Source organism: Streptomyces sp. NPDC048637, assembly GCF_040650675.1.
In the GTDB taxonomy this organism is placed as follows: Bacteria; Actinomycetota; Actinomycetes; order Streptomycetales; family Streptomycetaceae; genus Streptomyces.
In genome coordinates, this window is sequence record NZ_JBEZHQ010000030.1 from 75815 (window position 1) to 97515 (window position 21701).

The following is a 21701-nucleotide window of genomic DNA, read 5'->3' on the forward strand; positions in this document are numbered from 1 at the left end:
CGGGCTCCCTCAGACCTCGTAGGGCTGGACGACGATGAAGTTGCCGGGCGCACCGCGGAACTGGAGGTTCACGGTCTCGCCGGAGTGGCCCGGGTAGGCCTGCCGGCGCAGGCTCACCTGGCTGGAGATGATCACCTGCGAGGCGGCGGACCAGGCCACGATGGCGTTGGCGTCGGCGAAGGTGGTCGGAGTGACCGGCAGCACGACCGGGGTGCCCTGGGTCTTGACGACGAGGGTGCCGGTCCCCTGGAACTGCATGGCGAACAGGGCGCCACCGGGGATGCCGTGGCCCTCGATACGGCGAACCTCGTGCTGCAGCGACTCGTCGAAGGCGAGGACGGCGTCGGCGGACACACAGATGGCGTCGCCCTGCAGCTCGATGGGGTGGACATGGGCGCTGTTCTCCGCGAAGAAGACCTGGCCCTGGCCGCTGCAGCGCATCAGCTGCATTTCCTGGCCGGTGGCGTTGCCGACGATCCGGCCGCGGAAGCCGGCGCCCTTGTGGCCGAAGTCGACCTTGCCCTGGTAGAGCACCATGCTGCCCTGCCGGGCGAGCACCGGCTGGCCGTCGATGCCGAGGTCGACGCGGATCAGTTTGCTGTTCTGCGGGGCCCAGCGCTGGCCGGTGGGGGCTTCCTTGTACTTGTCCAGTACGACGCCGAGGCCGGGGCCGCCGCCCTGGGGCACGGCCGGTGCCTGACCGCCCCCGTACGGGGCGCCCGGAGGCTGCTCTCCCGGCTGGCCGTACGGGGCGGGCTGGCCCTGCGGGGCGCCGTATCCGCCCGGCGGCGGCACCGGCTGCCCGTAGGGAGGGGCCTGCGGGGCCTGCTGGCCGGGGTAGCCGCCGGGTGCGGGCTGCGGCTGGCCGTACGGGTCCTGACCGGGCGCCGGCTGGCCGTACGGAGCCGGCGGCTGCTGGCCGGGCACGCCGGGCGGCGCGACCGGGCCGGCCGGCGGGGCCAGCGGCGCGGCGAGCGTGGGCGCGCTGTGGACCTGCGGTGCGGTGGGCTGCGGGGGCTGCGGTGCGGCCGGCGGCGCTTCCTGCGGCGCACCCTGGGGCGGGCCGAACTCGGGCGCGGGCTGCGGGGCGGGCGCCGCGGCGGGCACCCCGAAGGACGGCGCGGGGGTGGCCGGCCCGGACGGCGGGGCGAAGCCCGGCACGCCCTGTGCCGTGGCCGGTGGCGCGGGCGGCGCCTCGGCCTCTTCGGCGACCTCGCCGCCGAAGTTCTTCAGCAGCGCGTCGAGTCCGCCGTCGAAGCCCTGGCCGACCGCGGCGAACCGCCAGACGTCCTTGAGGTAGAAGTCGCCGAGCATGACGGCGCGTTCGGTGCTGAACTCGCTGCCCGTGAAGGGGTAGCGGGCGACCTCTTCGCCACCGGCCACGATCCGGAGGTAGCCGGGGCCGATCTGCGAGACCTGGCCCTCGCCGTCGAGTGTGGCGGTGAAGGAGAGCTTCTGGATGTTCGGCGGGATCTTGTCGAGGGTGACCCGGAACGACTCGCTGTCGCCGGCCTGCGCGCCGAGCAGCTGGATCGACTCCTCGGGCGAGGTGGGCTGGTTGAAGAAGATGAAGTACCGGTCGTCGGAGAGCCGCTCGTCGGCGTCCAGGCCGAAGCAGCTGATGTCGAAGGTCAGGCCGGGTCCGGCGATCTGCACACCGACGTACAGATCCGTTCCCGCCGTCAGATCACCGATCTTGGCCTTGTGGCCCCGCTGGAATTCCCTGGCCATACGTAACGCCCGTCCCCCGCTCCGGCTGTGAGTGCTTCTGCGCGGCCAGGCTAACCGCTGGTACCGACAGCGGGCGATGCCGGGGCGCGGCGGATATCGTCCGGCTGCGCGTCCTCATTCGCCGCGGGCGACGGGCAGGTGGGGCAGCCGGTCGGCCGCGACCACCCCTTCGAGGTAGCCGCGGGCCCGTTCCGTACGGGGGTAGGACTCCAGCAGACGCCAGAACCGGGGGCCGTGGCCGGGGACCAGCAGGTGGGCGAGTTCGTGCAGCAGGACGTAGTCGATGACGTACTCCGGCATGCCCTGGAGACGGTGCGAAAGGCGGATGCTGCCCTCGGCCGGGGTGCAGGATCCCCAGCGGGTGTTCTGGTTGGTCACCCAGCGCACCGAGGCGGGACGGGCCCGGCCGTCCAGGTACTGACCGGACAGCCGCTCGGCGCGCTCGGCCAGCTCGCCGTCGCCCAGCATCCGCTTGCTCTCCTGGGCGGCGAGCTTGTCCAGCATGACGGTGACCCAGCGCCGCTCCTCGGCCTCGGACATACGGGCCGGAATCAGGACAACCGTGCGATCGCCCTCGCGGTACGCGGAGACCGTTCTGCGCCGCCGTGAACTGCGGCGCACCTCGACGGCGCTGGTGCCCGATCCGCCGGCCGCGGGGCTCGGGGCAGCCCCGCGCGAGGTGTCAGCGGCGCGGCGCAGCGGGGTTTCCCCTGAGCCGTGGGCGGAAGGGTCGGCGGGCACGCGCCCGACGTTACCCGCTGGCGCGGCGGGAAGTCCCGCCCCGCGGACGGTTCGCCACCGAACCACTCCATGGCGTGCACCGCTTGTACGACCATTGCCCCCTGCCTGTGGATAACTTCCACGCCGATCCGCCGCGGGGCGCATGCTGAGAGCCGGACGACGAAGGAAATGGACGGGGGCGGAGATGAGGCATCCGATGCTCAAGCCCGCGCTGCGGCGCGGCTGGCGGGACCGGGAAACGGTGCGGTTCGGAGTGGCGCCGGCGCATGCGATGGTGGTCGGCCCGGTGGATACGGCCACCGGCAGTTTCCTCTCACTGATCGACGGCACCCGCACCATGCAGCAACTGGTCGAGGAGGCCGCGTTACTGGACCTCCCACCCGAGCATGTGCGGGGTGTGGTGGAGCGGCTCGGCGCCGCCGGGCTGCTGGAAGCCCCCACCGCGGGCGGTCCGGCAGCCGAGGACGTTCGGGCGGACCACGCGGCCTTCGAGCAGCTGCGGCCCGATCTGGCTTCCCTCTCGGTGCAGCATCCGGAGCCCGCGGGCGCGCTGGGCCGGATGGGAGCGCGCCGGGCGGTCCGGGCCCGGGTCAAGGGGTCGGGGCGGGTCGGTGCCGCGATCGCGGCGCTGCTGTCGGCCTCGGGGATCGGGCGGGTGGAGGTGTTCGACGGTGGCACGGTCCAGCCGTGGGACGTGTTGCCCGGCGGGCTGCCGGCCGAGCGGATCGGCGAGCGGCGGCGCACTGCCGCGCAACGGCTGGTCCAGCAGTCCTCCCCCTGGAGCCGTACCCCACGGCCGAGGGTCCCGGTCAGCGAATCGGGCGAACCCGGACTGTCGCTCGTGGTGCTCGCCCCGCGGGACGGGCTCGGCGCGTACGCCCCCGACCCCGTGCTGTCCGAGCCGTTGCTCATCGCCGGGATCCCACATCTTTACGCGGGGGTGATCGAGGGCACGGGTGTGGTGGGTCCGTTGGTGCTGCCCGGCGGTTCGGCCTGTGCCCGCTGCGACGAGCTGCGTCGTACGGACGCGGAGCCGGCCTGGCCGCGGTTGCTTGCGCAGTGGCGGTCGGGGCGCGGTGCACCCGCGGTGCCGGCCTGCGATGCCGCGCTGGCAACAACGGTCGCGGGGGTCGCCGCCGTCCAGGCGCTGGCGTTCCTCGACGGTGAACTCCCGCCGTGCACAGGGGCACGGATGGAGCTCGCGGCGCCGTGTGCAAGCGTGCGGACGGTGCGGATCGAGCCTCATCCGGACTGCGGCTGTGGCGCTGCCGCCTCAGCGAGTGCGGCGGGCGCCTCGGATCCTCAGCCGGAACACGCCACAATGACGGAGTAACCCCGGTAGGGGGACAGTGTGAGTTGGAGGGGCGCATGTCTGATCTTCCCCGCAAGGCGGTCACCCGCACCGCCAAGCTGGCCGCGCTGCCACTGGGGTTCGCCGGCCGCGCCACCTGGGGCCTGGGCAAGCGGATCGGCGGCAGATCCGCCGAGATCGTCGGCCGTGAGCTTCAACAGCGCACCGCGGAACAGCTCTTCAAGGTGCTCGGTGAGCTGAAGGGCGGGGCGATGAAGTTCGGGCAGGCGCTGTCCGTCTTCGAGTCGGCGCTGCCCGAGGAGATCGCCGGGCCCTACCGCGCCGCCCTGACGAAGCTTCAGGAGGCGGCGCCGCCGATGCCGACGGGCACGGTGCACGCGGTACTGGCGGAGCAGCTCGGCGAGGACTGGCAGGAGCTGTTCGAGGAGTTCGAGGACAAGCCGGCCGCGGCGGCCTCGATCGGGCAGGTGCACCGGGCGGTGTGGCACGACGGCCGCGAGGTGGCCGTCAAGGTGCAGTATCCGGGTGCCGGCCAGGCACTGCTGTCGGACCTGTCACAGCTGAGCCGGTTCGCCCGGCTGCTGGGTCCGCTGATCCCGGGCATGGACATCAAGCCGCTGATCACCGAGCTGCGTGACCGGGTATCGGAGGAGCTGGACTACTCCCTGGAGGCGGAGGCCCAGCGGGCACATGCCGAGGAGTTCGCCGACGACCCGGATGTGGTGGTGCCGGCCGTGGTCCACCAGTGCGACCAGGTGCTGGTGACGGAGTGGATGGCGGGGGTGCCGCTGTCCGAGGTGATCGCGGACGGCACCGACGAACAGCGGGACCGGGCCGGTCAGCTCCTGGCCCGCTTCCTCTTCTCCGGCCCCGCCCGTACGGGCCTGCTGCACGCCGACCCGCATCCGGGCAACTTCCGGCTGCTGGCCGGGGACTTCCCGGACGGCCCCGTCGAGGAGTGGCGGCTGGGGGTGCTGGACTTCGGCACCGTCGACCGGCTCCCCGAGGGGCTGCCGCCGACGATCGGCACCTCACTGCGGATGACGCTGGACGGCGAGGCGGACGCCGTCTACCAGCTGCTGTGCGAGGAGGGCTTCGTCAAGGAGTCCATCGAGCTGGAGCCGGACGCGGTGCTGGAGTATCTGCTGCCGATCATCGAACCCGCGCAGGTGGACGAGTTCACCTTCACCCGGGGCTGGATGCGCCATCAGGCGGCCCGGATCGGCGATCCGCGCTCCCCCGCCTACCAGTTGGCCAAACAGCTCAATCTGCCGCCCGCATACCTCCTGATCCACCGTGTGACGTTGAGCACGATCGGTGTGCTGTGCCAGTTGGGGGCGGCGGTACGGCTGCGCGACGAACTCGAGGCCTGGCTGCCCGGCTTTGTGCCCGAGGAGGAGCCGGCCGGCTCGGACCTCGCCGACTTCGGCGCCGTCGTCGGCGCGGACCTCAGTGAGGAGGCCGTCGAAGAGTCCACGGCCTGAGCCCGCCCGCCGGGCCGCACCGCCTCGGCCCCGCCCGGACCGCCTGGCCGCCCGGAGCGGCCCGGCAGCCGGGAGCTCACGGCCGCCGTGGCGGGAGAGGCCTCACCACCAGCCTGAATCACCACCAGCCCGAATCCAGGCGTCCCTCGATGGCCCGGATGTTCTCCCGCGCGCAGCCGTCGCAGAAGTAACGGCGTTCACCGTTCTCGACGGAGCAGGTCCAGGTCGGCGGGGTGCCCTCGGCCACCGCGCCACAGCCGGCGCACACCGTGTCGCCGTCAGCCAACTCCGCCTGTTCATGCGTCTTCTGGTCCACCGTCCGACGATATCCCCGTCAACCGCAGGAAGCGGGATATAACGCACCACGGGGCCCGCCCTGTCGGACGGACCCCGTGAGTGGCGGCATCAGAGCACCACCCTTACTGCATCACGGCCATGGCCAGCGCACGGCGGGCACGCAGCGACGCGCGCTCGGCGCGACGCTGCATACGCCGCGCGGCGGCGAGCCGATGAGCCCTGCGTTCTGATTCGGCCTCCTGGAGGCGTTCGTGCATATGTGCACGCGCCAGGGCTTCTGGGATGAGTTGCATTGCGTGGTTCCTGTTCTGACGCGACTCGATCGCGTCGGTGTTCACGGGGACGGGTGTGTCGGTGAAGGTGGGGTTCATCGTGAGGTCCTGCTTCTGGGGATCCCGTGTGAGGGGACGATCGATCGTTCCTGTGCCGATGGTGTTCATGCCGCAACCGGGTTCTTACGCGGACGGCCACGCGGACGCTTCCGCGGCACGACAACGCCCTGGACGAAGAGCTCGCCACCCCAGACACCCCACGGCTCACGGCGGTCCTTGGCACCGGCGAGACAGGCCTCGCGGACGGGGCAGGTCTGGCACAGCGTCTTGGCGTACTCGACGTCGGCCGGGGACTCGGCGAAGAAGACCTCCGGGTCGTAGGTACGGCACGGAACAGCGGCGCCGAGGCGGTCGATCTCGTCGTCGAGCTCGGTGAGGGGCAGCAAGGAGTTCTCCTGAGGGTCGGGCGGAGGGATCAGGTCGGTTGCTACGGACGGGGTGTGCGTCTGGAGTTGCACGGTGGTGTGTTCCTCGTCTGTTCGGCCCGGCTGGTGGCGGGCGCATGGGCAAACAAAAGGGCCGCGGATCCCGGTGTGGGTTCCGCGGCCCTGGAAGGTGCCGACCTGATCGTGCCGATCAGGCTGGATCTCTCCAGGGTTCGAGGCCGCGGTAGGCCCACATTTCATGCTGCGTCTGGTACTGCTTCCGGGATCCGGCACCATTGGCCGCCGCGAAGACAAAGGCATTCGCCGATGCCGCCGCTGCTGCTACCGCAGGTGCCTCGGTCGGTCGCGCGGTGCGCTCACTGCGCGTCAGCACAGCGAGGGACTCGGGGCGCGCGACCTCGGTACCGGACAGGCGGCCGAAGCCGGACAGACCGGTGCCAAGGAGCGAGGAGCCGAGCGTGCAGGTGGCAACGACCGAGAGATCGGTCATTTTGTTGGTCTCGATGATGCTGATCACTGGTCTCGCCTCCTCTCGGCGTCTCGGTGGACCGGGAATCCCGTTCCAGGGTGTTCAAGTACAGCACGGATCCATCGGATCTCGGAAGGTTCCGTTGTCTCCGTTGCTCCCGAAGGCTATGGGGCTGTGCTCCGCGCGCGCAAACTATTTTTTCGACGAGTTTTTCGCGGCGCCTCCGGGCCCCTCCTCCGAGACCCCCGCGAGCTCCTCGCCGGCACAGATTGCCAGCACGTCGCTGCCGAAGCGGTCGAACTTCCGCCGCCCTACTCCTGAGATGACCGCAAGCTCCGATTCGGTTCCCGGAACCGCCTCCGCGATCGCCATCAGTGTCTTGTCGGTGAAGATGCAGTACGCGGGCTGCCGGGAGCGCGCGGCCTGTTCGGCCCGCCACGCGCACAGCCGCTCGTAGAGCGCCTCGTCCAGCTCCGAGGGGCAGTCCTCACACCGCATCAGCTTCATCTCGCCCGCGTCCGTGAGCGTCCTGTTGCAGACCCGGCAGCGGGCCGGGCTGCGGTGCTTGGGGCGCCGTGCCACCGTCGCCGCCCCTTCGCCGCGCTCGACGCCCCCGGAGACCGCGCCCGGCGTACGGCGGCCCGCCACCGCCCCGGAGCCCGGCCGCAGGCCGCTCAGGAACCGGCTGGCGCGGCGGGAGGCCCGCCCGCCCGGAGAACGCGCCAGCGACCAGGACAGCCCCAGATGCAGCCGGGCGCGGGTGACGCCGACATACAGGAGGCGGCGTTCCTCCTCTATCTGCTCGTCGGTCTTGGCGTAGGTGATCGGCATCATGCCTTCGGTGAGACCGACCAGGAAGACGGCCTCCCACTCCAGGCCCTTGGCGGCGTGCAGGGACGCGAGGGTCACGCCTTCGACCGTCGGGGCGTGCTGCGCGTTGGCCCGCTCGTCCAGCTCGGCGACGAGATCGGCGAGGGTGGCTGCGGGCCGGGCCCCGGCGAAGTCCTCGGCGAGCCGCACCAGAGCCGCCAGGGACTCCCAGCGGTCCCGCACCGCCCCGGAACCGGCCGGGGGCCGGCTGGTCCAGCCCATGTCGCTGAGTACCGCCCGCACCTCGGACGGCAGGTCCACCGCGTCGTCGAGCAGCGCATCGTTGGACCCGAAGCGGGCGGCGCCCCGCAGCTTGACGCCGGCCTCGCGCACCTCCGGCCGCTCGAAGAACCGCTCGGCGCCCCGCAGCTGATACGGCACGCCGACATCGGCCAGCGCCTGCTCATAGACCTCGGACTGGGCGTTGATGCGGAAGAGGACGGCGATCTCACCGGCGGACACACCGGAAGCGATCAGGTCGCGGATACGGCGGGCGGTGCCCTCGGCCTCGGCGGGCTCGTCGGCGTACTCCGTGTATACGGGCTCGGGGCCCGCCTCGCGCTGCGAGATCAGCTCCAGGCGGTGCTCGGCGGCCCGTCCCTGGGCCTGAGAGAGCAGGCCGTTGGCGAGGTGCACGACCTGGGGGCTGGAGCGGTAGTCGCGGACGAGCTTGACGACCGTCGCGTTCGGATGGCGGGTGCGGAAGTTGAGGAGGTGGTCGGGGGTGGCACCGGTGAAGCTGTAGATCGTCTGGCTGGCGTCGCCGACCACGCAGAGGTTGTCGCGGTCCCCCATCCACAGCTCCAGCAGACGCTGCTGGAGCGGGCTGACGTCCTGGTACTCGTCGACGACGAAGTGCTGATACTGCGCACGGACCTGCTCGGCGATGTCGTGCCGGTCCTGCAGCACACCGACCGTGAGCAGCAGCACATCCTCGAAGTCGATGCTGCCCCGGTCGCGCTTGAGCTGTTCGTACGTGCCGTAGATCTGCCCGACCTCGGCCGGGTCGCGCGGGGCCTCACGGCCGGCCTTGGCGACCGCCGCCGGATAGTCGGCCGGGACGGTCTGGGTGACCTTGGACCACTCGATCTCGGCCGTGACATCGCGCAGCTCATTGCGGTCGAGCCGGATACGACAGCGGGCGGCGGCCTCGGCGACGAGCTGGATCTTGCGCTCCAGCAGCCGCGGGACCTCGCCACCGACGGCCTTCGGCCAGAAGAACTGGAGCTGCCGCAGCGCCGCGGAGTGGAACGTCCTGGCCTGGACCCCGCCCGCGCCGAGCTGACGCAGCCGGCCGCGCATCTCGCCGGCCGCGCGGGCCGTGAACGTGACCGCGAGCACACTCGCGGGCTGCAGAATTCCGGCCCGTACCCCGTACGCGATCCGGTGGGTGATCGCGCGGGTCTTGCCCGTGCCGGCACCGGCCAGCACGCACACCGGATCGTGCAGAGCCGTCGCGACCTCGCGCTGCTCGGGGTCGAGCCCGTCGAGCACCCCGTCGGCCGAGTCAGGCACCTGCGGGAAAAGAGAGGAGTCCGTTGCTGCTGTCACCCCGCCATGCTGCCAGGTCCCCCGGGACGCCCGGGAAACCTGTCCACAGCCGCCGGACCCCGGTCGTACGCATCCCGTCCCCTGTGGACAACGGACGGTGCGCGGCTGCGGCGGGTGTTTTGCTTGTCTCGGCAGTCGGAAGGCGGCGGTCGGAGGGCGGCGAGCAGCGGGCGGAGGGTGGGTAGGCTCTGGCCTCCGCATGCCGCCCCGCGGGACGCACCCCGGTCCCCTTGCGGGCACCGGCCGCTCGGAAGGCCGGGAATGGCTGAGGGGTGATGTGCGTTGAGTTGCTTGGCCGCGCCGGGTACGGATGCGGGTGGTATTGGATCAAGACTTATCGAAGGAGCTCAGGGCGCATGGCGGGCACTGTGACGATGTACAGCACGACCTGGTGCGGTTACTGCCGTCGGCTGAAGGGCCAGATGGACCGCGAGGGCATCGCGTACACCGAAATCAACATCGAGCACGACCCGGAGTCGGCGGCGTTCGTGGAGGAGGCGAACGGCGGCAACCAGACGGTGCCGACCGTGCTGTTCCCCGATGGTTCGACGCTGACCAACCCGTCCCTGGCGCAGGTCAAGGACAAGGTCGGGGCCTGAGCGCCGGACGCTTCACCGCCGCCTTGGCGGAGTGACCGCTCCCTCTTGGCAGAGTGACCGCTCCCTCTTGGCGGCGGCTCAGCCCGGCTCGCCTGCCTGGAGGGCGCGCGGCCGGCCTGGTTGCTGTGCGGGGTCCCGACACGCAGCGGGGCTCCTTGGCGGTGGCGCCGTCCGCGTGGGCGGCTGCGGCTTCGTCCGGGGCGAGCGGGCGAGCGGGCGAGCGGCCTCAGCGCACGGGGAGCCAGCCACTCTGTGCCCCGTGAGCGGTCTCATGCTCCATGCACGGCTTCGCCCGCACCACGGCTTCGCCCGCACCACGGCTTCGCCCGCACCACGGCTTCGATCCGTACCGGTGGCCGCGATCCTTACCGGTGGCTTCGATCCGTACCGGTAGCGCTCCCGATCCGTACCAGTGGCTTCGATCCGTGCCAGTGGCTTCGACGCATGAGCAGCTTCAAAGGGCCGTCGGCCGTCCCGCCCGAGGGATCCGGCCGGCGGCCCTGTCCGTGCCCCATGGCATGCCCCGTGGCATCGGGACCTCCCGCCGCCGGGGCATCAGGAGGCCGAGTCATCAGGGCGCCGGGCCATCAGGACGCCGGGCCATCAGGACGCCAGGTCATCAGGAGGCCGGGCCATCAGGACGCCAGGGCATCCTGCCGTCAGGGCATCCTGCCGTCACAGCATCACGGCATCCGGCCGTCACGGCATCAAGGGGCATCAAGCGGGCCGACCCCTCTGCACTGGCCGTACCGGCGCCGCTCACGGCTTCGGCAGCGGCTTGCCGTACCAGAGCTCGATGAGGCGGGCGGCGATGGAGATGCCGTACGGCGGGAGGACCTCGCCGGATTCGAAGGCGGCGCGCAGGTCCTCGCGGGAGAACCAGCGGGCCTCTTCGATCTCCTCGCCGTCGACCTGGATCTCGGAGGAGGTGGCGCGCGCCATGAAGCCCAGCATCAGGCTGGAGGGGAAGGGCCAGGGCTGGCTGGCGAGGTATTCGACGTCGCCGACGACGACGCCGGCCTCCTCGAAGACCTCGCGGGCAACCGACTGCTCGATGGACTCCCCCGGCTCGACGAAGCCCGCGAGGGTGGAGAAGCGGCCCTCGGGCCAGTGGACCTGCCGGCCCAGGAGTGCGCGGTCCTCCTCGTCGGTGACGAGCATGATCACGGCCGGGTCGGTGCGCGGGTAGTGCTCGGCGCCGCAGGCCGGGCAGCGGCGGATGTGGCCGGCGGCGGCGATGACGGTGCGTTCGCCGCAGCGTGAGCAGAAGCGGTGCAGCCGCTGCCAGTTTTCGAGGGCGACGGCGTGGACGAGGAGGCCGGCGTCGCGGGGGGAGAGCAGCAGGCCCGCCTCGCGCAGTCCCGCCGGGCGCGCGGACTGGTCCATGCGGCCGGGCAGCGAGTCCTTCTGGAGGGCGAAGTAGCTGACGCCGTCGTCGTCGGTGCCGAGGTAGTAGCGGTGTGCCTCGGTCAGCGGCGCCTCGAAGGACGGCGTCATGATCAGCTCGGTGCGGCCGTCGGGGGTGTCGTCGATCAGCGCCTGGCCGCCGGACACCACGAAGACGCGCGTCGTCGGGTGGCTCCAGGCCGCCGCCAGCCACGCCTCGTCGAGGCGGTGATGGGCGGAGCGGTCGATTCCGCTCGGCGCGCTGAAGGTGAGCGGCCGGTCGGCGCTGTGGTCGGTCCAGGTGGTCACTGCTGTTTCCAACTCCCCCAGTGGCGTGGGTGATTGCTGCGTACGGGCGCGGTCGGTGCGGCGGTGCGCATGGTCAGGCCGTGGGCCAGGTCTCCGCCAGGTCGCCCCACAGGTGGGCGGCGGTCTCGACGCCCTTCATCAGCAGGTCGAGCTCGACCTTTTCGTTCGGTGCGTGCCAGCCGTCGGACGGGACGGAGATGCCGAGGAAGAGGACCGGGACGCCGAGGACGTCCTGGAGGTCGGCGGCCGGCCCGGAGCCGCCCTCGCGGGTGAAGCGGATCTTCTGGTCGAAGGCCCGGCCCATGGCGCGGACGACGGACTGGAGCGCCGGGTGGTCGAGCGGGGTGAGGCAGGGGCGGGTGGCGCCCCAGAAGGAGATCTCGTGGCGGATGCCGGCCGGGAGGCGCGCTGCGACCCAGTCGCGTACGGACTGCTGCACGGCGGCCGCGTTCTGTCCGGCGACCAGCCGGAAGGACAGCTTGAGCTGTGCGGTGGAGGGCACGATGGTTTTGCCGCCGGGGCCTTGGTAGCCGCCGCCGATGCCGTTGACCTCGGCGGTGGGGCGGGCCCAGATGCGTTCCAGGGTCGTGCTGCCGGCCTCACCGAGGGTGGCGTGGGAGTGCGCGGTGCGCAGCCATTCCTCCTCGTCGAAGGGGAGCTCGGCGAAGAGTTCCCGTTCCTGATCGGTGAGTTCGATCATGCCGTCGTAGAAGCCGGGGACGGCGACCCGGCGGTCGGCGTCGTGCAGGGCGGCGGCCAGCCGGGCGGCCTCGGTGGCGGGGTTGGGGACGGCGCCGCCGAACGATCCGGAGTGGATGTCCTGGTCGGGGCCGTAGAGGTCGATCTGACAGTCCGTCAGGCCGCGCATACCGGTGCAGACCGTGGGGGTGTCCTTGGACCACATGCCGGTGTCGGAGACGATCACCGCGTCGCAGGCGAGGCGGTCGGCGTGCTTTTCGAGCAGGGCCGGGAAATTCGGTGAGCCGGACTCCTCCTCGCCCTCGATCAGCAGCTTGAGGTTGACGGCGGGGGCGGAGCGGCCGGTCGCGGCGAGGTGCGCGCGCACGCCCAGGGTGTGGAAGAACACCTGGCCCTTGTCGTCGGCGGCACCGCGGGCGTAGAGCTTGCCGTCGATGGTCTGCGGGGCGAAGGGGTCGGTGTGCCAGCCGTCCTCGCGGGCGGCGGGCTGGACGTCGTGGTGGCCGTAGACGAGCACGGTCGGCGCGGACGGGTCGCCGGCGGGCCATTCGGCGAAGACCGCGGGCAGGCCGCCGGTCTCCCAGATCTCGGTGGTCGGGAAGCCGGTGTCGGTGAGCTTCGCGGCGAGCCATTCGGCGCTGCGGCGTACATCGCCGGCGCGCTCCGGGTCGGCGGACACGGAGGGGATGCGCAGCCACTCGGCGAGGTCTTCGAGGAAGGCTTCGCGGTGGAGGGTGAGGTACGCGCGGACGGCGCTGTCCGGGGTTGTGCTCATACGACCGAGCCTATCGGCCTTCCGGGGGAGGCAGGTCGGCGGTCTCGCCGAGCAGGATGCGTTCGAGCCCGGCCCGGCCGGGGAGCCGGGTGGGTCTGACCACCTCGCCGCTGCGGACGTAGAGGAAGGCCGCATCGACCGCGGAGGGCTCCAGGCCGTACCGCTCGGCCCAGGCGAGGCGGTAGACGGCCAGCTGAAGGGGGTCGGCGGTGTGGGCGCGGCCGGTTTTCCAGTCGACGATCTCGAAGCGGTCGCCGTCGGGGCCGGCCTCCTTGTAGACGGCGTCGATCCGGCCGCGGATCACCCGGCCGGCGAGGGTCAGCTGGAAGGGGGCCTCGACCCGGTAGGGGGTGCGGTGGGCGTAGGGGGTGCGGGCGAAGGCTTCCTTGAGGGCTTCGAGGTCGTGCTCGTCGACGATCTCGGCTTCCTCGCCCGGTTCGGCGCCCGGGAGTTCGTCGGGGCCGAGCAGCGGCAGCGTGAGCTCTTCGAAGCGGGATTCGACCCAGGCGTGGAAGCGGGTGCCGCGGCGGGCGCCGGGCTGCGGCGGGCGCGGCATGGGGCGGGCCAGTTCGCGGGCGAAGCCGTCCGGGTCGGCGGCGAGGCGGAGGAGCTGGGTGGCGCTGAGCGCGGACGGCAGCGGGACGTCGCGGACGGTCGCGCGGGAGCGGCGCAGCTCGGCGGCGAGCGCGTCCAGATCGCGGTCCCAGGATCCGACGGTGCGGCGCTCCTCGGGGAGGAGGGTGTGGGGGGCGGTGTCCTCGGGGTAGGCGGGGGCGGTTTCATCGGGGTGGGCCGGGTCGGCCGGGCCGGTGAGGTCGGGCTCGGTGGAGCGCTGGGCGACGATGCGGGGGCGGGGTGCTGCCCGGTCCGAGGCGGGAGCGGGCGTGGTCCCGGCCCCGGTCCCAATCCCGGCCTCGGCCTCGGGGGCGGCCTCGGGGGCGTCGTACGCCGGGATGTCGTACGCCGGGATGTCGTACGCCGGGACGTCGTACGCCGCGGCGTCCTCGGTCGGGCGGGCGTCGAAGGCGTCGGCCTCGAAGGCGTCGGCGTCGAACGGGTCGGCCTCGAAGGGGGCGGCGGCGGGTGCGTCGTACGGCGGGGCGTCCTCGAACGGGCCGGCCCCGGGGAGATCGAACGGGTCGGCCTCGGGTGCGTCGTACGGGTCCGTGTCCCAGGTGTCGTCCGGCGGGGGCGGCGGCCAGTCGGGGTCATGGGCGGACAGGGAGGGCCCGGCGGATACGGAGACCGTCGCCTGCTGTCCCGTTCTGCGCTCCAGATGGGCGCGGACCGTGGCCGCGGCGGCGCGGCGGCGGGCGGTGGCGGTGGGGTCGAGGGGCAGCGGCCAGGCCTGTTCCGTGGTGGCCTCCTCGGAGAGGGCCGGGTTCTCCTCGCCGTCCTCGGGGGCCTCGGCCCAGTGCTCGATCTCGCCGTGTCCGGCTTCGCAGTGCTCGCGCAGTGCCTCCAGGAAGGCGGACGGGCCGCGCGGCCGCTTCTGCTGGGGGCCCCACCAGTGGCCGGAGCCGAGCAGCAGAGATCGGGGGCGGGTGAAGGTGACATAGCCGAGGCGGAGTTCCTCGGTTTCCTGGTGGTGCTTCATCGCCTCCTTGAAGGATTTCAGGCCGCGGGCGGTCCATTCCCCGACGTCGGGGAGGGTCGCCGCGTCGCCGCGCAGGGCGTGCGGGAGGACCTTGGGGCGGCTGGTCCAGGACTCGCGGGCCTGTTCGCTGGGGAATTGCTTGCCGACCAGGCCGGGTACGGCGACGACGTCCCATTCCAGGCCCTTGGATTTGTGAGCGGTGAGCACCTTGACGGTGTTGTCGCCGCCGGGGAGGGAGCTGTCGAGGCCCTTTTCGTATTGGACGGCGGTGCGCAGAAAGCCGAGGAAAGCGAGGAGGGTGGCGTCGCCGTCGAGGGATTCGCCGCCCTGTTTGGCGGCGAATCCGGCTGCGATGTCGAGGAAGGTGCCGAGGGTTTCGCGGCGGCGGGCGGCGAGGGCGTGCGGGGAGGCGGACAGCTCGACTTCCAGGCCGGTGGCGGCGAGCACCCGGTGGAGCACGTCCATGAGGGGGTCGCCGAGGGAGCGGCGCAGGTCGCGGAGTTCGGTGGCGAGGTAGGCGAAGCGCACCCGTGCCTCGGCGGAGAACGGGAGGCCGTCGTCGGGCCCTTCGGCTTCCAGGAAGGTGTCGAGGGCGTCGGCGAGCGAGATGGTCTCGGCGGGGTCGACGCCTTCGACGGCCTCGGCGAGGCGTTGTGCGGGGTCGTCGGACGGCCCGCCGTAGTGAACGAGGGTGCGGGCGCGGCGCCCGAGGAGCGCCAGGTCCCGGGGGCCGATCCGCCAGCGCGGGCCGATCAGCAGGCGGACCAGGGCGGCGTTGGCCGTGGGGTCCTGGAGGACCTCGCAGACGGCGACGAGGTCGGCGATCTCGGGCAGATGCAGCAGCCCGGAGAGGCCGACGACCTCTACGGGGATGTCCCGGGCGACCAGTTCACCCTGGATACGGGCGAAATCACCGGCAGTGCGGCAGAGTACGGCGATTTCTCCGGGTGGGGTGCCGGTGTGGACGAGGTGGGCGAGGGAGTCGGCGAGCCAGCTGAGCTCTTCGGCATGGGTGGGCAGCAGGGCGCAGCGGACGAGGCCGTCGCGCTCGGCGCCGGGGGCGGGGCGCAGGGCTTCGACGCCTTCGTGCATCCGGCGGAGGGGGGCGGCGAGGCCGTTGGCGAGGTCGAGGAGGCGGCCGCCGCTGCGGCGGTTCTCGCTGAGGGCGTACCGGCGGGCGGGGGTGCCGTCCTCGAAGGGGAAGTGGGTGGGGAAGTCGTCCAGGTTGGCCACGGAGGCGCCGCGCCAGCCGTAGATGGCCTGGCAGGGGTCGCCGACGGCGGTGACGGCATGCCCGGTGGCGGTCCCAGTGCCGGTGCCGGTGCCGGTGCCGGTGCCGGTGCCGGTCCCCGCGCCGAAGAGGCCGGAGAGCAGCAGGCGTTGGGCGACGGAGGTGTCCTGGTACTCGTCGAGCAGGACGACGCGGAATTCGTCGCGCAGGATGCGGCCGACTTCCGGGCGGGTGGTGGCGAGGGTCGCGGAGTGGGCGATCTGGTCGCCGAAGTCGAGCAGATCGCGGCGGCGTTTTTCGGTGCGGTAGGCGGTGACGAGATCGAGCAGTTCCAGGCGGCCGCGGGCGGTTTCGGGGGCCTTGCGCAGGTCAGCGTTGGTGAGTTTCACGCCGTCGAGGGCGGCGAGGAGTGCGCTGTCGTGGGCGCGGAGTGCGGCGGGGTCCACGAGGTGTTCGGCGAGCTCGGCGTCCAGGGCGAGGAGGTCCTCCACGAGGGAGGGCAGGGAGGTGGTGAGCGCCGGGTAGGGGCCGGGTGCGGCGCGCAGCGTACGGGCGGCGAGCTGGAAGCGGGTGGCGTCGGCGAGGAGCCGGGCGCTGGGTTCCAGGCCGATGCGCAGGCCATGGTCCTTGAGGAGCTGGCCGGCGAAGGCGTGGTAGGTGGAGATCCGCGGCTCACCGAGGGGCTGGTCGGTGGCGCCGGCGGCGGGCGGGAGGGCGTCGGGGTCGGTGACGCCGGCGGCGAGCAGTGCGGCCCTGACGCGTTCGGCGAGTTCTCCGGCGGCCTTGTTCGTGAAGGTCAGCCCGAGGACCTGTTCGGGGGCGACCTGGCCGGTGCCGACCAGCCACACCACGCGGGCGGCCATGACCGTGGTCTTGCCGGATCCGGCTCCGGCCACGATGACCTGCGGGGCGGGCGGGGCGGTGATGCACTCCGTCTGCTCCGGGGTGAACGGGATGCCGAGCAGCTCCTTGAGCTGCTCGGGGTCGGTGAGGCGAGCTGACACAGCGAGAACCGTAACGGCCGCCACTGACAGTCGCCGTCGCCGGCATCATCGTCGCAGGTCACGGGGCCAGCGCCGCGGGCACGGCGGTGGCTCGCGACTGCCGTGCCCGCTCACTCCATGAGGTGCCGCCCCTCCGGCTGGGCGCTGCACGAGGCCCGGAAGGTGCAGTGGGTGCAGTGGGTGCCGGTGGTGGGCGTGAAGCGCTCCTCCAGCACACGGCCCGCGGCGGTGGCCAGGAGCTCCCCGACCCACTCGCCGTCCAGCGGCTGCTGCGCCTGTACGGCGGGCAGCGTGTCGCCGCCCTCCTTCTGGGGTGCGCCCAGCCGCAGATGGACCAGTTCCGCGCCGCCCGGTTCGGGGGTGCGGCCGTCGAAGGCGTCGTCGACGGCGCCTTCGCGCACCGCGAGCTGGTAGACGGCGAGCTGGGGGTGGCGGGCGACCTCGGGGCCGGTCGGTTTCTGTTTGCCGGTCTTGAAGTCGACGACATACGCCCGGCCCTGCGCGTCCTGGGAGACGTGGTCCATGCTGCCGCGGATACGGACCTCGTAGGCACCGGCCCCGAGGGTGAGGTCGAAGCCGTGCTCGGTGGCGACGGTGTCCCGGCCGCGGGCCTCCCGTTCCATGACGTGCCAGCGCAGGAAGCGCTCCAGAGCGGCGCGCGCGTGGTCCTTTTCCTGGCGTGACTTCCAGGGGGCGTCGAAGGCGAGGGCGTCCCATACGGAGTCCAGGCGCTCCATGAGGACGGTCAGATCGGCGGGTGTGCGGCCGGAGGCGACCTCATCGGCGAGCACATGGACGACGTTGCCGAAGCCCTGGGCCGCGGTGGCCGGGGTGTCCGCCTTGACCTCGCGTCCCAGGAACCACTGGAGGGAGCAGGTGTTGGCGAGCTGATCCAGGGCGCTGCCGGAGAGGACCACGGGACGGTCGCGGTCGCGCAGCGGGACGCTGCTGTGGGTGGGTTCGTGCAGGCCCCACCAGTTGTCCGGGTGGGCGGCCGGGACCAAGGGGTGGTGGTCGTCGTCGTGCAGCGCCGCCAGTTTCGCGAGCCGCTGGGCGGCGGCCTCGCGCAGCGCGGGGGTGGCGGCGGGGTCGACGGTGGTGGCGCGCAGCTCGGCGACCAGTGCGGCCACCGAGAGGGGACGGCGGGGGCGGCCGGTGATGTCCTGGGGGGTGCTGCCCAGTTCGGTCAGGAAGCGGGACGGCTGGTCACCGTCGTCGGCCGCGGCCTTCACGGCGGTGACGACCAGGCGTTCGCGGGCGCGGGTGGCGGCGACGTAGAACAGCCGGCGTTCCTCTGCGAGCAGTGCGCCCGGGGTGAGCGGTTCGGCCAGGCCGTCGCGGCCGATCCGGTCGGCCTCCAGGAGCGAGCCGCGGCGGCGCAGGTCGGGCCAGAGGCCTTCCTGGACTCCGGCGACGACGACGAGCCGCCATTCCAGGCCCTTGGCGCGGTGCGCGGTCATCAGCCGTACGGCGTCGGGGCGGACCGCGCGGCGGGTGAGGGTGTCGGCGGCGATGTCCTGGGCGTCGAGTTCCTCCAGGAAGTTGAGGGCACCGCGGCCGCCGGTGCGTTCCTCGGCGCGGGCCGCGGTCTCGAACAGGGCGACGACGGCGTCCAGATCCCGGTCTGCGTTGCGGCCGGCGGCGCCGCCGCGGTGGGCGGCCCGCTCCAGGCGCTGCGGCCAGGGGGTGCCGTCCCACAGCTCCCAAAGCGCCTGCTCGGCGGTGCCGCCGCCGGCCAGCAGTTCGCGGGCCTTGCGCAGCAGCAGGCCGAGCCGCTGGGCGCCGCGCGCGTAGGCGGGGTCGTGGGCCACCAGGCGCTGGGGTTCGGCGAGCGCCTGGGCGATCAGCTCGTCGGAGGGCCGCGGCAGCGGTTGTCCGGCGGCCCGTTCCTCCTCGCGCAGGGCGCGGCCCAGGCGGCGCAGGTCGGCGGAGTCCATCCCGCCGAGGGGGGAGGCCAGCAGATCGAGCGCGGTTTCGGCGTCGAGCCACCGGGGGGCGGAGGTGGCGGGGGCGGCCTCCCCAGTGGAGGCGTCGGCACCGGGTTCGTCCGGACCGGACTCACCCACAACGGGTCCGCCCACACGGGACTCACCCACACCAGGCTCACCCACATCGGGTTCGCCCACACGGGACTCACTCACACCGGGTTCGCCCACACCGGGCTCATCCACACCGGGTCCGCCCACACAGGACTCACTCACACCGGGCTCACCCACACCAGGCCCGGCGCCCGCCTCCCCAGGGGAAGCGCCGGCCGGCTCCTGGCGGAGTGCCGCCCGTGCCGCCGCCCGGAGGGCCGTCAGCAGGGGGGCGACCGCGGGTTCGTGGCGCAGCGGAAGATCGTCGCCGTCGATGTCGAGCGGTACCCCGGCAGAGGTGAGGGCCCGGCGCACGGCGGGGAGCGAGCGTCCTCCGGCGCGGACGAGGACGGCCATCTCGCGCCAGGGCACCCCGTCCTCCAGGTGGGCGCGCCGCAGGATGTCGGCGATGTTGTCGAGTTCGGCGCCGGGTGTCGGGTACGTGTACACCTCGACGCGGCCACCGTCCCGTACGGGCGTGGGCTCGCGGTGGGCGCGGACCTTCTGGGCGGGCAGGCGGGTGAGCGGCATCCGGCGGGTGAGCAGCCGGGTGGCCGCGAGCAGGTCGGCGCCGGAGCGCCGGGAGGTGCCGAGTACGGCCACCGGGGCGGGGGTGCCGTCGCCGCGCCGGAAGGTCTCGGGGAAGTCGAGGATGCCGTTGACGTCGGCGCCCCGGAAGGCGTAGATCGACTGGTCGGGGTCGCCGAAGGCGATGAGGGTGCGGCCCGGGGAGCCCGGTGTGCCGGTGGCTCCGTGGTTGCCGGCCAGCGCGCGCAGCAGCCGTACCTGGGCGACGTCGGTGTCCTGGTACTCGTCGACATAGACCGCGTCATAGGCACCGGCCAGCTGCGCGGCGACGTCGGTGTGTTCGGCGAGCAGCACCGCGCGGTGCACCAGCTCGGCGTAGTCCAGGACGCCCTGGCCGTCCAGGACGTCGAGGTATTCGGCGAGGAAGGCGGCCGCGGCGCTCCAGTCGGGGCGGCCGGTGCGCCGGGCGAAGGCGCCGAGGGCTTCGGGGCCCAGGCCCAGTTCGCGGCTGCGGGCGAGCACCGCGCGGACCTCGTCGGCGAAGCCGCGGGTGGTCAGGCAGGCCCGCAGTTCGTCCGGCCAGCTCACCAGGGCGCGGCCGGCGCCGGCCAGCTCCGCCTGTCCTTCGAGGAGCTCACGGACGACGAGGTCCTGCTCGGGTCCGGACAGCAGCCGCAGGGGGTCGGCGAAGAGGTCGGCGTCCTGGTGGGCGCGGACCAGGGCGTAGCAGAAGGAGTGGAAGGTCGTCGCCTGCGGGATGCCCGCCCGCCGTGCGCCGCCGGCCGTGCCGGGAAGCCCGTCGGGCTGCCCCTCCGGAGCGGTCAGCCGGGCCGCGAGCCGGTCGCGGAGTTCGACGGCGGCCTTGCGGCTGAAGGTGAGGACGAGAATCCGCTCGGGGTCGCCGCCGGCCCGTACCCGGCGGGCCACCGACTCCACCAGGGTGGTGGTCTTCCCGGTGCCGGGCCCGGCCAGGACCAGCAGCGGCCCGTGCCGGTGGTCAACCACGGCGCGCTGGGCTGCGTCCAAGACAGGAGGATCCACCCGCCCCGGCGGGGTGCGCACCAGTCGGTACGCGCCGGCGGCAGCCCGCCGCGCCGCGCGGTGGGGCTGCGTCGGCGGGGCGGCCGAGAAGGAGGAACTCACGTGGATCGCCGGTCCTGAGGAGGGTGTTCGTCGTGGTGCGTGGGTGGTGCGCGGCGCCTCGCGGTGCGGGCTGCCGGTCGGGACGGCGGTCCGGCGGTGCGGTGCGCGGCGGGTCCGTCGTCGTGACGGCAGTGCCCGACGCTACGCCAGTCGGCGTCCGGGCCGCAGCGCGTCCCACGGGCCTCCCCCGGACTCCGCCCGGGGGGACCCCCACCGCACCGCCGTCGGTGCTAGGGAGCGGCGCCGCCGTTCTGCTGCCCGTCCCAGCGGGCCCGCCGCATGTCGAGCCTCGGTATGGAGTCCTCGGCCTCCCGCGCCGCGGTACGCAGGGGGGTGCCTTCCTCCCGGTAGTGCGCCAGCGCACGCAGCTCGCTGCCGGGCAGCAGCCGGCCGTCCGCGCGCACCACCCGCCACCAGGGCACCGCGCCACCGTAGAGCGCCATCGCCCGCCCCACCTGGCGGGGTCCGCCGCCGCCCGTCGCCGACGGCTCTTCGGGCGGCTCCTCGTCCCTGAGCCACTCCGCGACGTCGCCGTACGTCATCACCCGGCCCGCCGGGATCAGCTCGGCGACGGCGAGGACCCGTTCCGCGTAGGCGGGCAGCTCACCTGCCGCCGTCTCTCCCGTCCCACTCATTCGGTCCATCCTGCCGCACGGCACCGACAATGGGAGCGGACACACGGTCCCGCACGCCCGGAAGGCCGGCGGCAAGGCGCCGTCAGCCCTGGTACGGGGGAGGATGTTCGCTTCCCGCACCCCCGAAATGCACCCTGATGCCCCCCTCCAACGGTCGGCCGTGCCACCATCTTCCGGACGGTGACTGGTGATACGAGATCAAGAAGAGACGGCCGAGCAGCAGGGCGCGGCGCCTCCACGGGAGGCGGGCGCCCCTGAGGCGCTGGCCGTCGACGCCGCCGGCACCGCACACGGACCGGCCGCTGTGACCGAGCGGCCCGAGCGGCAGCAGGTGGCACAACAGGGGAAGCACCAACGGAAGCCGGCCACGGCTTCCGCTACCGAAAAGGCGAGCACGATCGAGAAGGCCGAACGACCCGGGGCGTCCCAGAGGCCGGAAGGGCCCAAGGAGCCCGAGCCCACCGAGCGGCACAAGGAGGAGCGGGAGCGCACGCAGCCCGAGGAGGCGCAGGTCCGGCACGACCAGGGCGAGGAGCAGGCGTCC

15 protein-coding genes are annotated in these 21701 nt (G+C 72.9%); 3 read left to right on the forward strand and 12 right to left on the reverse strand.

The window, feature by feature from the left end; genetic code table 11:
* Nucleotides 1-9: 9 nt before the first annotated feature.
* On the reverse strand, nt 10-1731 hold the full coding sequence (locus tag AB0C46_RS29915) for a TerD family protein (RefSeq protein WP_362831604.1): 1722 nt from the start codon (nt 1729-1731) through the stop codon (nt 10-12).
* A 114-nt stretch (nt 1732-1845) separates the two neighbouring features.
* Nucleotides 1846-2352: a M48 family metallopeptidase gene (locus AB0C46_RS29920; protein WP_362831637.1), complete on the reverse strand. Its 507-nt coding sequence runs from the start codon at nt 2350-2352 to the stop codon at nt 1846-1848.
* Between the two features lie 304 nt (nt 2353-2656).
* Here AB0C46_RS29920 and AB0C46_RS29925 point away from each other — a divergent pair, with 304 nt between their 5' ends.
* Both AB0C46_RS29925 and AB0C46_RS29930 read left to right on the forward strand, forming a co-directional pair.
* On the forward strand, nt 2657-3805 hold the full coding sequence (locus AB0C46_RS29925; RefSeq protein ID WP_362831606.1) for a ThiF family adenylyltransferase: 1149 nt from the start codon (nt 2657-2659) through the stop codon (nt 3803-3805).
* 35 nt (nt 3806-3840) lie between these two features.
* Nucleotides 3841-5268, forward strand: a complete 1428-nt coding sequence (locus tag AB0C46_RS29930) for an AarF/ABC1/UbiB kinase family protein (protein WP_362831607.1) — start codon at nt 3841-3843, stop codon at nt 5266-5268.
* Between the two features lie 118 nt (nt 5269-5386).
* Here AB0C46_RS29930 and AB0C46_RS29935 read toward each other — a convergent pair whose 3' ends face one another.
* The 5 genes from AB0C46_RS29935 to AB0C46_RS29955 form a co-directional block, all read right to left on the reverse strand.
* The gene (locus AB0C46_RS29935) at nt 5387-5584 is read right to left on the reverse strand and encodes a hypothetical protein (RefSeq protein ID WP_362831608.1); all 198 of its coding nucleotides are present in this window, start codon (nt 5582-5584) and stop codon (nt 5387-5389) included.
* Between the two features lie 103 nt (nt 5585-5687).
* Nucleotides 5688-6005 (reverse strand): hypothetical protein, encoded by a 318-nt coding sequence (locus tag AB0C46_RS29940; RefSeq protein WP_362831609.1) that lies wholly within the window; start codon nt 6003-6005, stop codon nt 5688-5690.
* Nucleotides 6002-6355: a WhiB family transcriptional regulator gene (locus AB0C46_RS29945; protein ID WP_026169602.1), complete on the reverse strand. Its 354-nt coding sequence runs from the start codon at nt 6353-6355 to the stop codon at nt 6002-6004. Before AB0C46_RS29945 ends, AB0C46_RS29940 begins: the two co-directional genes overlap by 4 nt.
* Before the next feature lie 118 nt (nt 6356-6473).
* On the reverse strand, nt 6474-6800 hold the full coding sequence (locus tag AB0C46_RS29950) for a hypothetical protein (protein WP_362831610.1): 327 nt from the start codon (nt 6798-6800) through the stop codon (nt 6474-6476).
* Nucleotides 6801-6944: 144 nt separating this feature from the next.
* Nucleotides 6945-9173 (reverse strand): ATP-dependent DNA helicase UvrD2, encoded by a 2229-nt coding sequence (locus tag AB0C46_RS29955; RefSeq protein WP_362831611.1) that lies wholly within the window; start codon nt 9171-9173, stop codon nt 6945-6947.
* Between the two features lie 356 nt (nt 9174-9529).
* Between AB0C46_RS29955 and AB0C46_RS29960 the strand changes: the two genes are divergently transcribed.
* Nucleotides 9530-9772, forward strand: a complete 243-nt coding sequence (locus AB0C46_RS29960) for a mycoredoxin (RefSeq protein ID WP_362831613.1) — start codon at nt 9530-9532, stop codon at nt 9770-9772.
* Between the two features lie 759 nt (nt 9773-10531).
* Here the strand turns inward: AB0C46_RS29960 and nudC are convergent.
* The 5 genes from nudC to AB0C46_RS29985 all read right to left on the reverse strand — a co-directional run bounded on the left by nudC (nt 10532) and on the right by AB0C46_RS29985 (nt 21157).
* Entirely contained in the window at nt 10532-11467 is a 936-nt protein-coding gene (nudC, locus tag AB0C46_RS29965; RefSeq protein ID WP_362831615.1) for an NAD(+) diphosphatase, read from the reverse strand.
* A 73-nt stretch (nt 11468-11540) separates the two neighbouring features.
* Entirely contained in the window at nt 11541-12941 is a 1401-nt protein-coding gene (locus AB0C46_RS29970) for a dipeptidase (RefSeq protein WP_362831616.1), read from the reverse strand.
* A gap of 10 nt (nt 12942-12951) precedes the next feature.
* On the reverse strand, nt 12952-16773 hold the full coding sequence (locus AB0C46_RS29975) for a UvrD-helicase domain-containing protein (protein ID WP_362831617.1): 3822 nt from the start codon (nt 16771-16773) through the stop codon (nt 12952-12954).
* A 110-nt stretch (nt 16774-16883) separates the two neighbouring features.
* Complete coding sequence (locus tag AB0C46_RS29980) at nt 16884-20522, reverse strand: ATP-dependent DNA helicase (RefSeq protein WP_362831618.1); 3639 nt, start codon at nt 20520-20522, stop codon at nt 16884-16886.
* A gap of 230 nt (nt 20523-20752) precedes the next feature.
* Entirely contained in the window at nt 20753-21157 is a 405-nt protein-coding gene (locus AB0C46_RS29985) for an MGMT family protein (RefSeq protein WP_362831619.1), read from the reverse strand.
* Between the last annotated feature and the right edge of the window lie 544 nt (nt 21158-21701).

What these genes read in the sequence shown, in the direction of transcription:
- AB0C46_RS29915 (WP_362831604.1), bottom strand. Translation starts at nt 1,731, where the DNA reads ATGGCCAGGGAATTCCAGCGGGGCCACAAGGCCAAGATCGGTGATCTG.
- AB0C46_RS29925 (WP_362831606.1), top strand. Translation starts at nt 2,657, where the DNA reads ATGAGGCATCCGATGCTCAAGCCCGCGCTGCGGCGCGGCTGGCGGGAC.
- AB0C46_RS29930 (WP_362831607.1), top strand. Translation starts at nt 3,841, where the DNA reads ATGTCTGATCTTCCCCGCAAGGCGGTCACCCGCACCGCCAAGCTGGCC.
- AB0C46_RS29940 (WP_362831609.1), bottom strand. Translation starts at nt 6,005, where the DNA reads ATGAACACCATCGGCACAGGAACGATCGATCGTCCCCTCACACGGGAT.
- AB0C46_RS29960 (WP_362831613.1), top strand. Translation starts at nt 9,530, where the DNA reads ATGGCGGGCACTGTGACGATGTACAGCACGACCTGGTGCGGTTACTGC.
- AB0C46_RS29970 (WP_362831616.1), bottom strand. Translation starts at nt 12,941, where the DNA reads ATGAGCACAACCCCGGACAGCGCCGTCCGCGCGTACCTCACCCTCCAC.
- AB0C46_RS29985 (WP_362831619.1), bottom strand. Translation starts at nt 21,157, where the DNA reads ATGAGTGGGACGGGAGAGACGGCGGCAGGTGAGCTGCCCGCCTACGCG.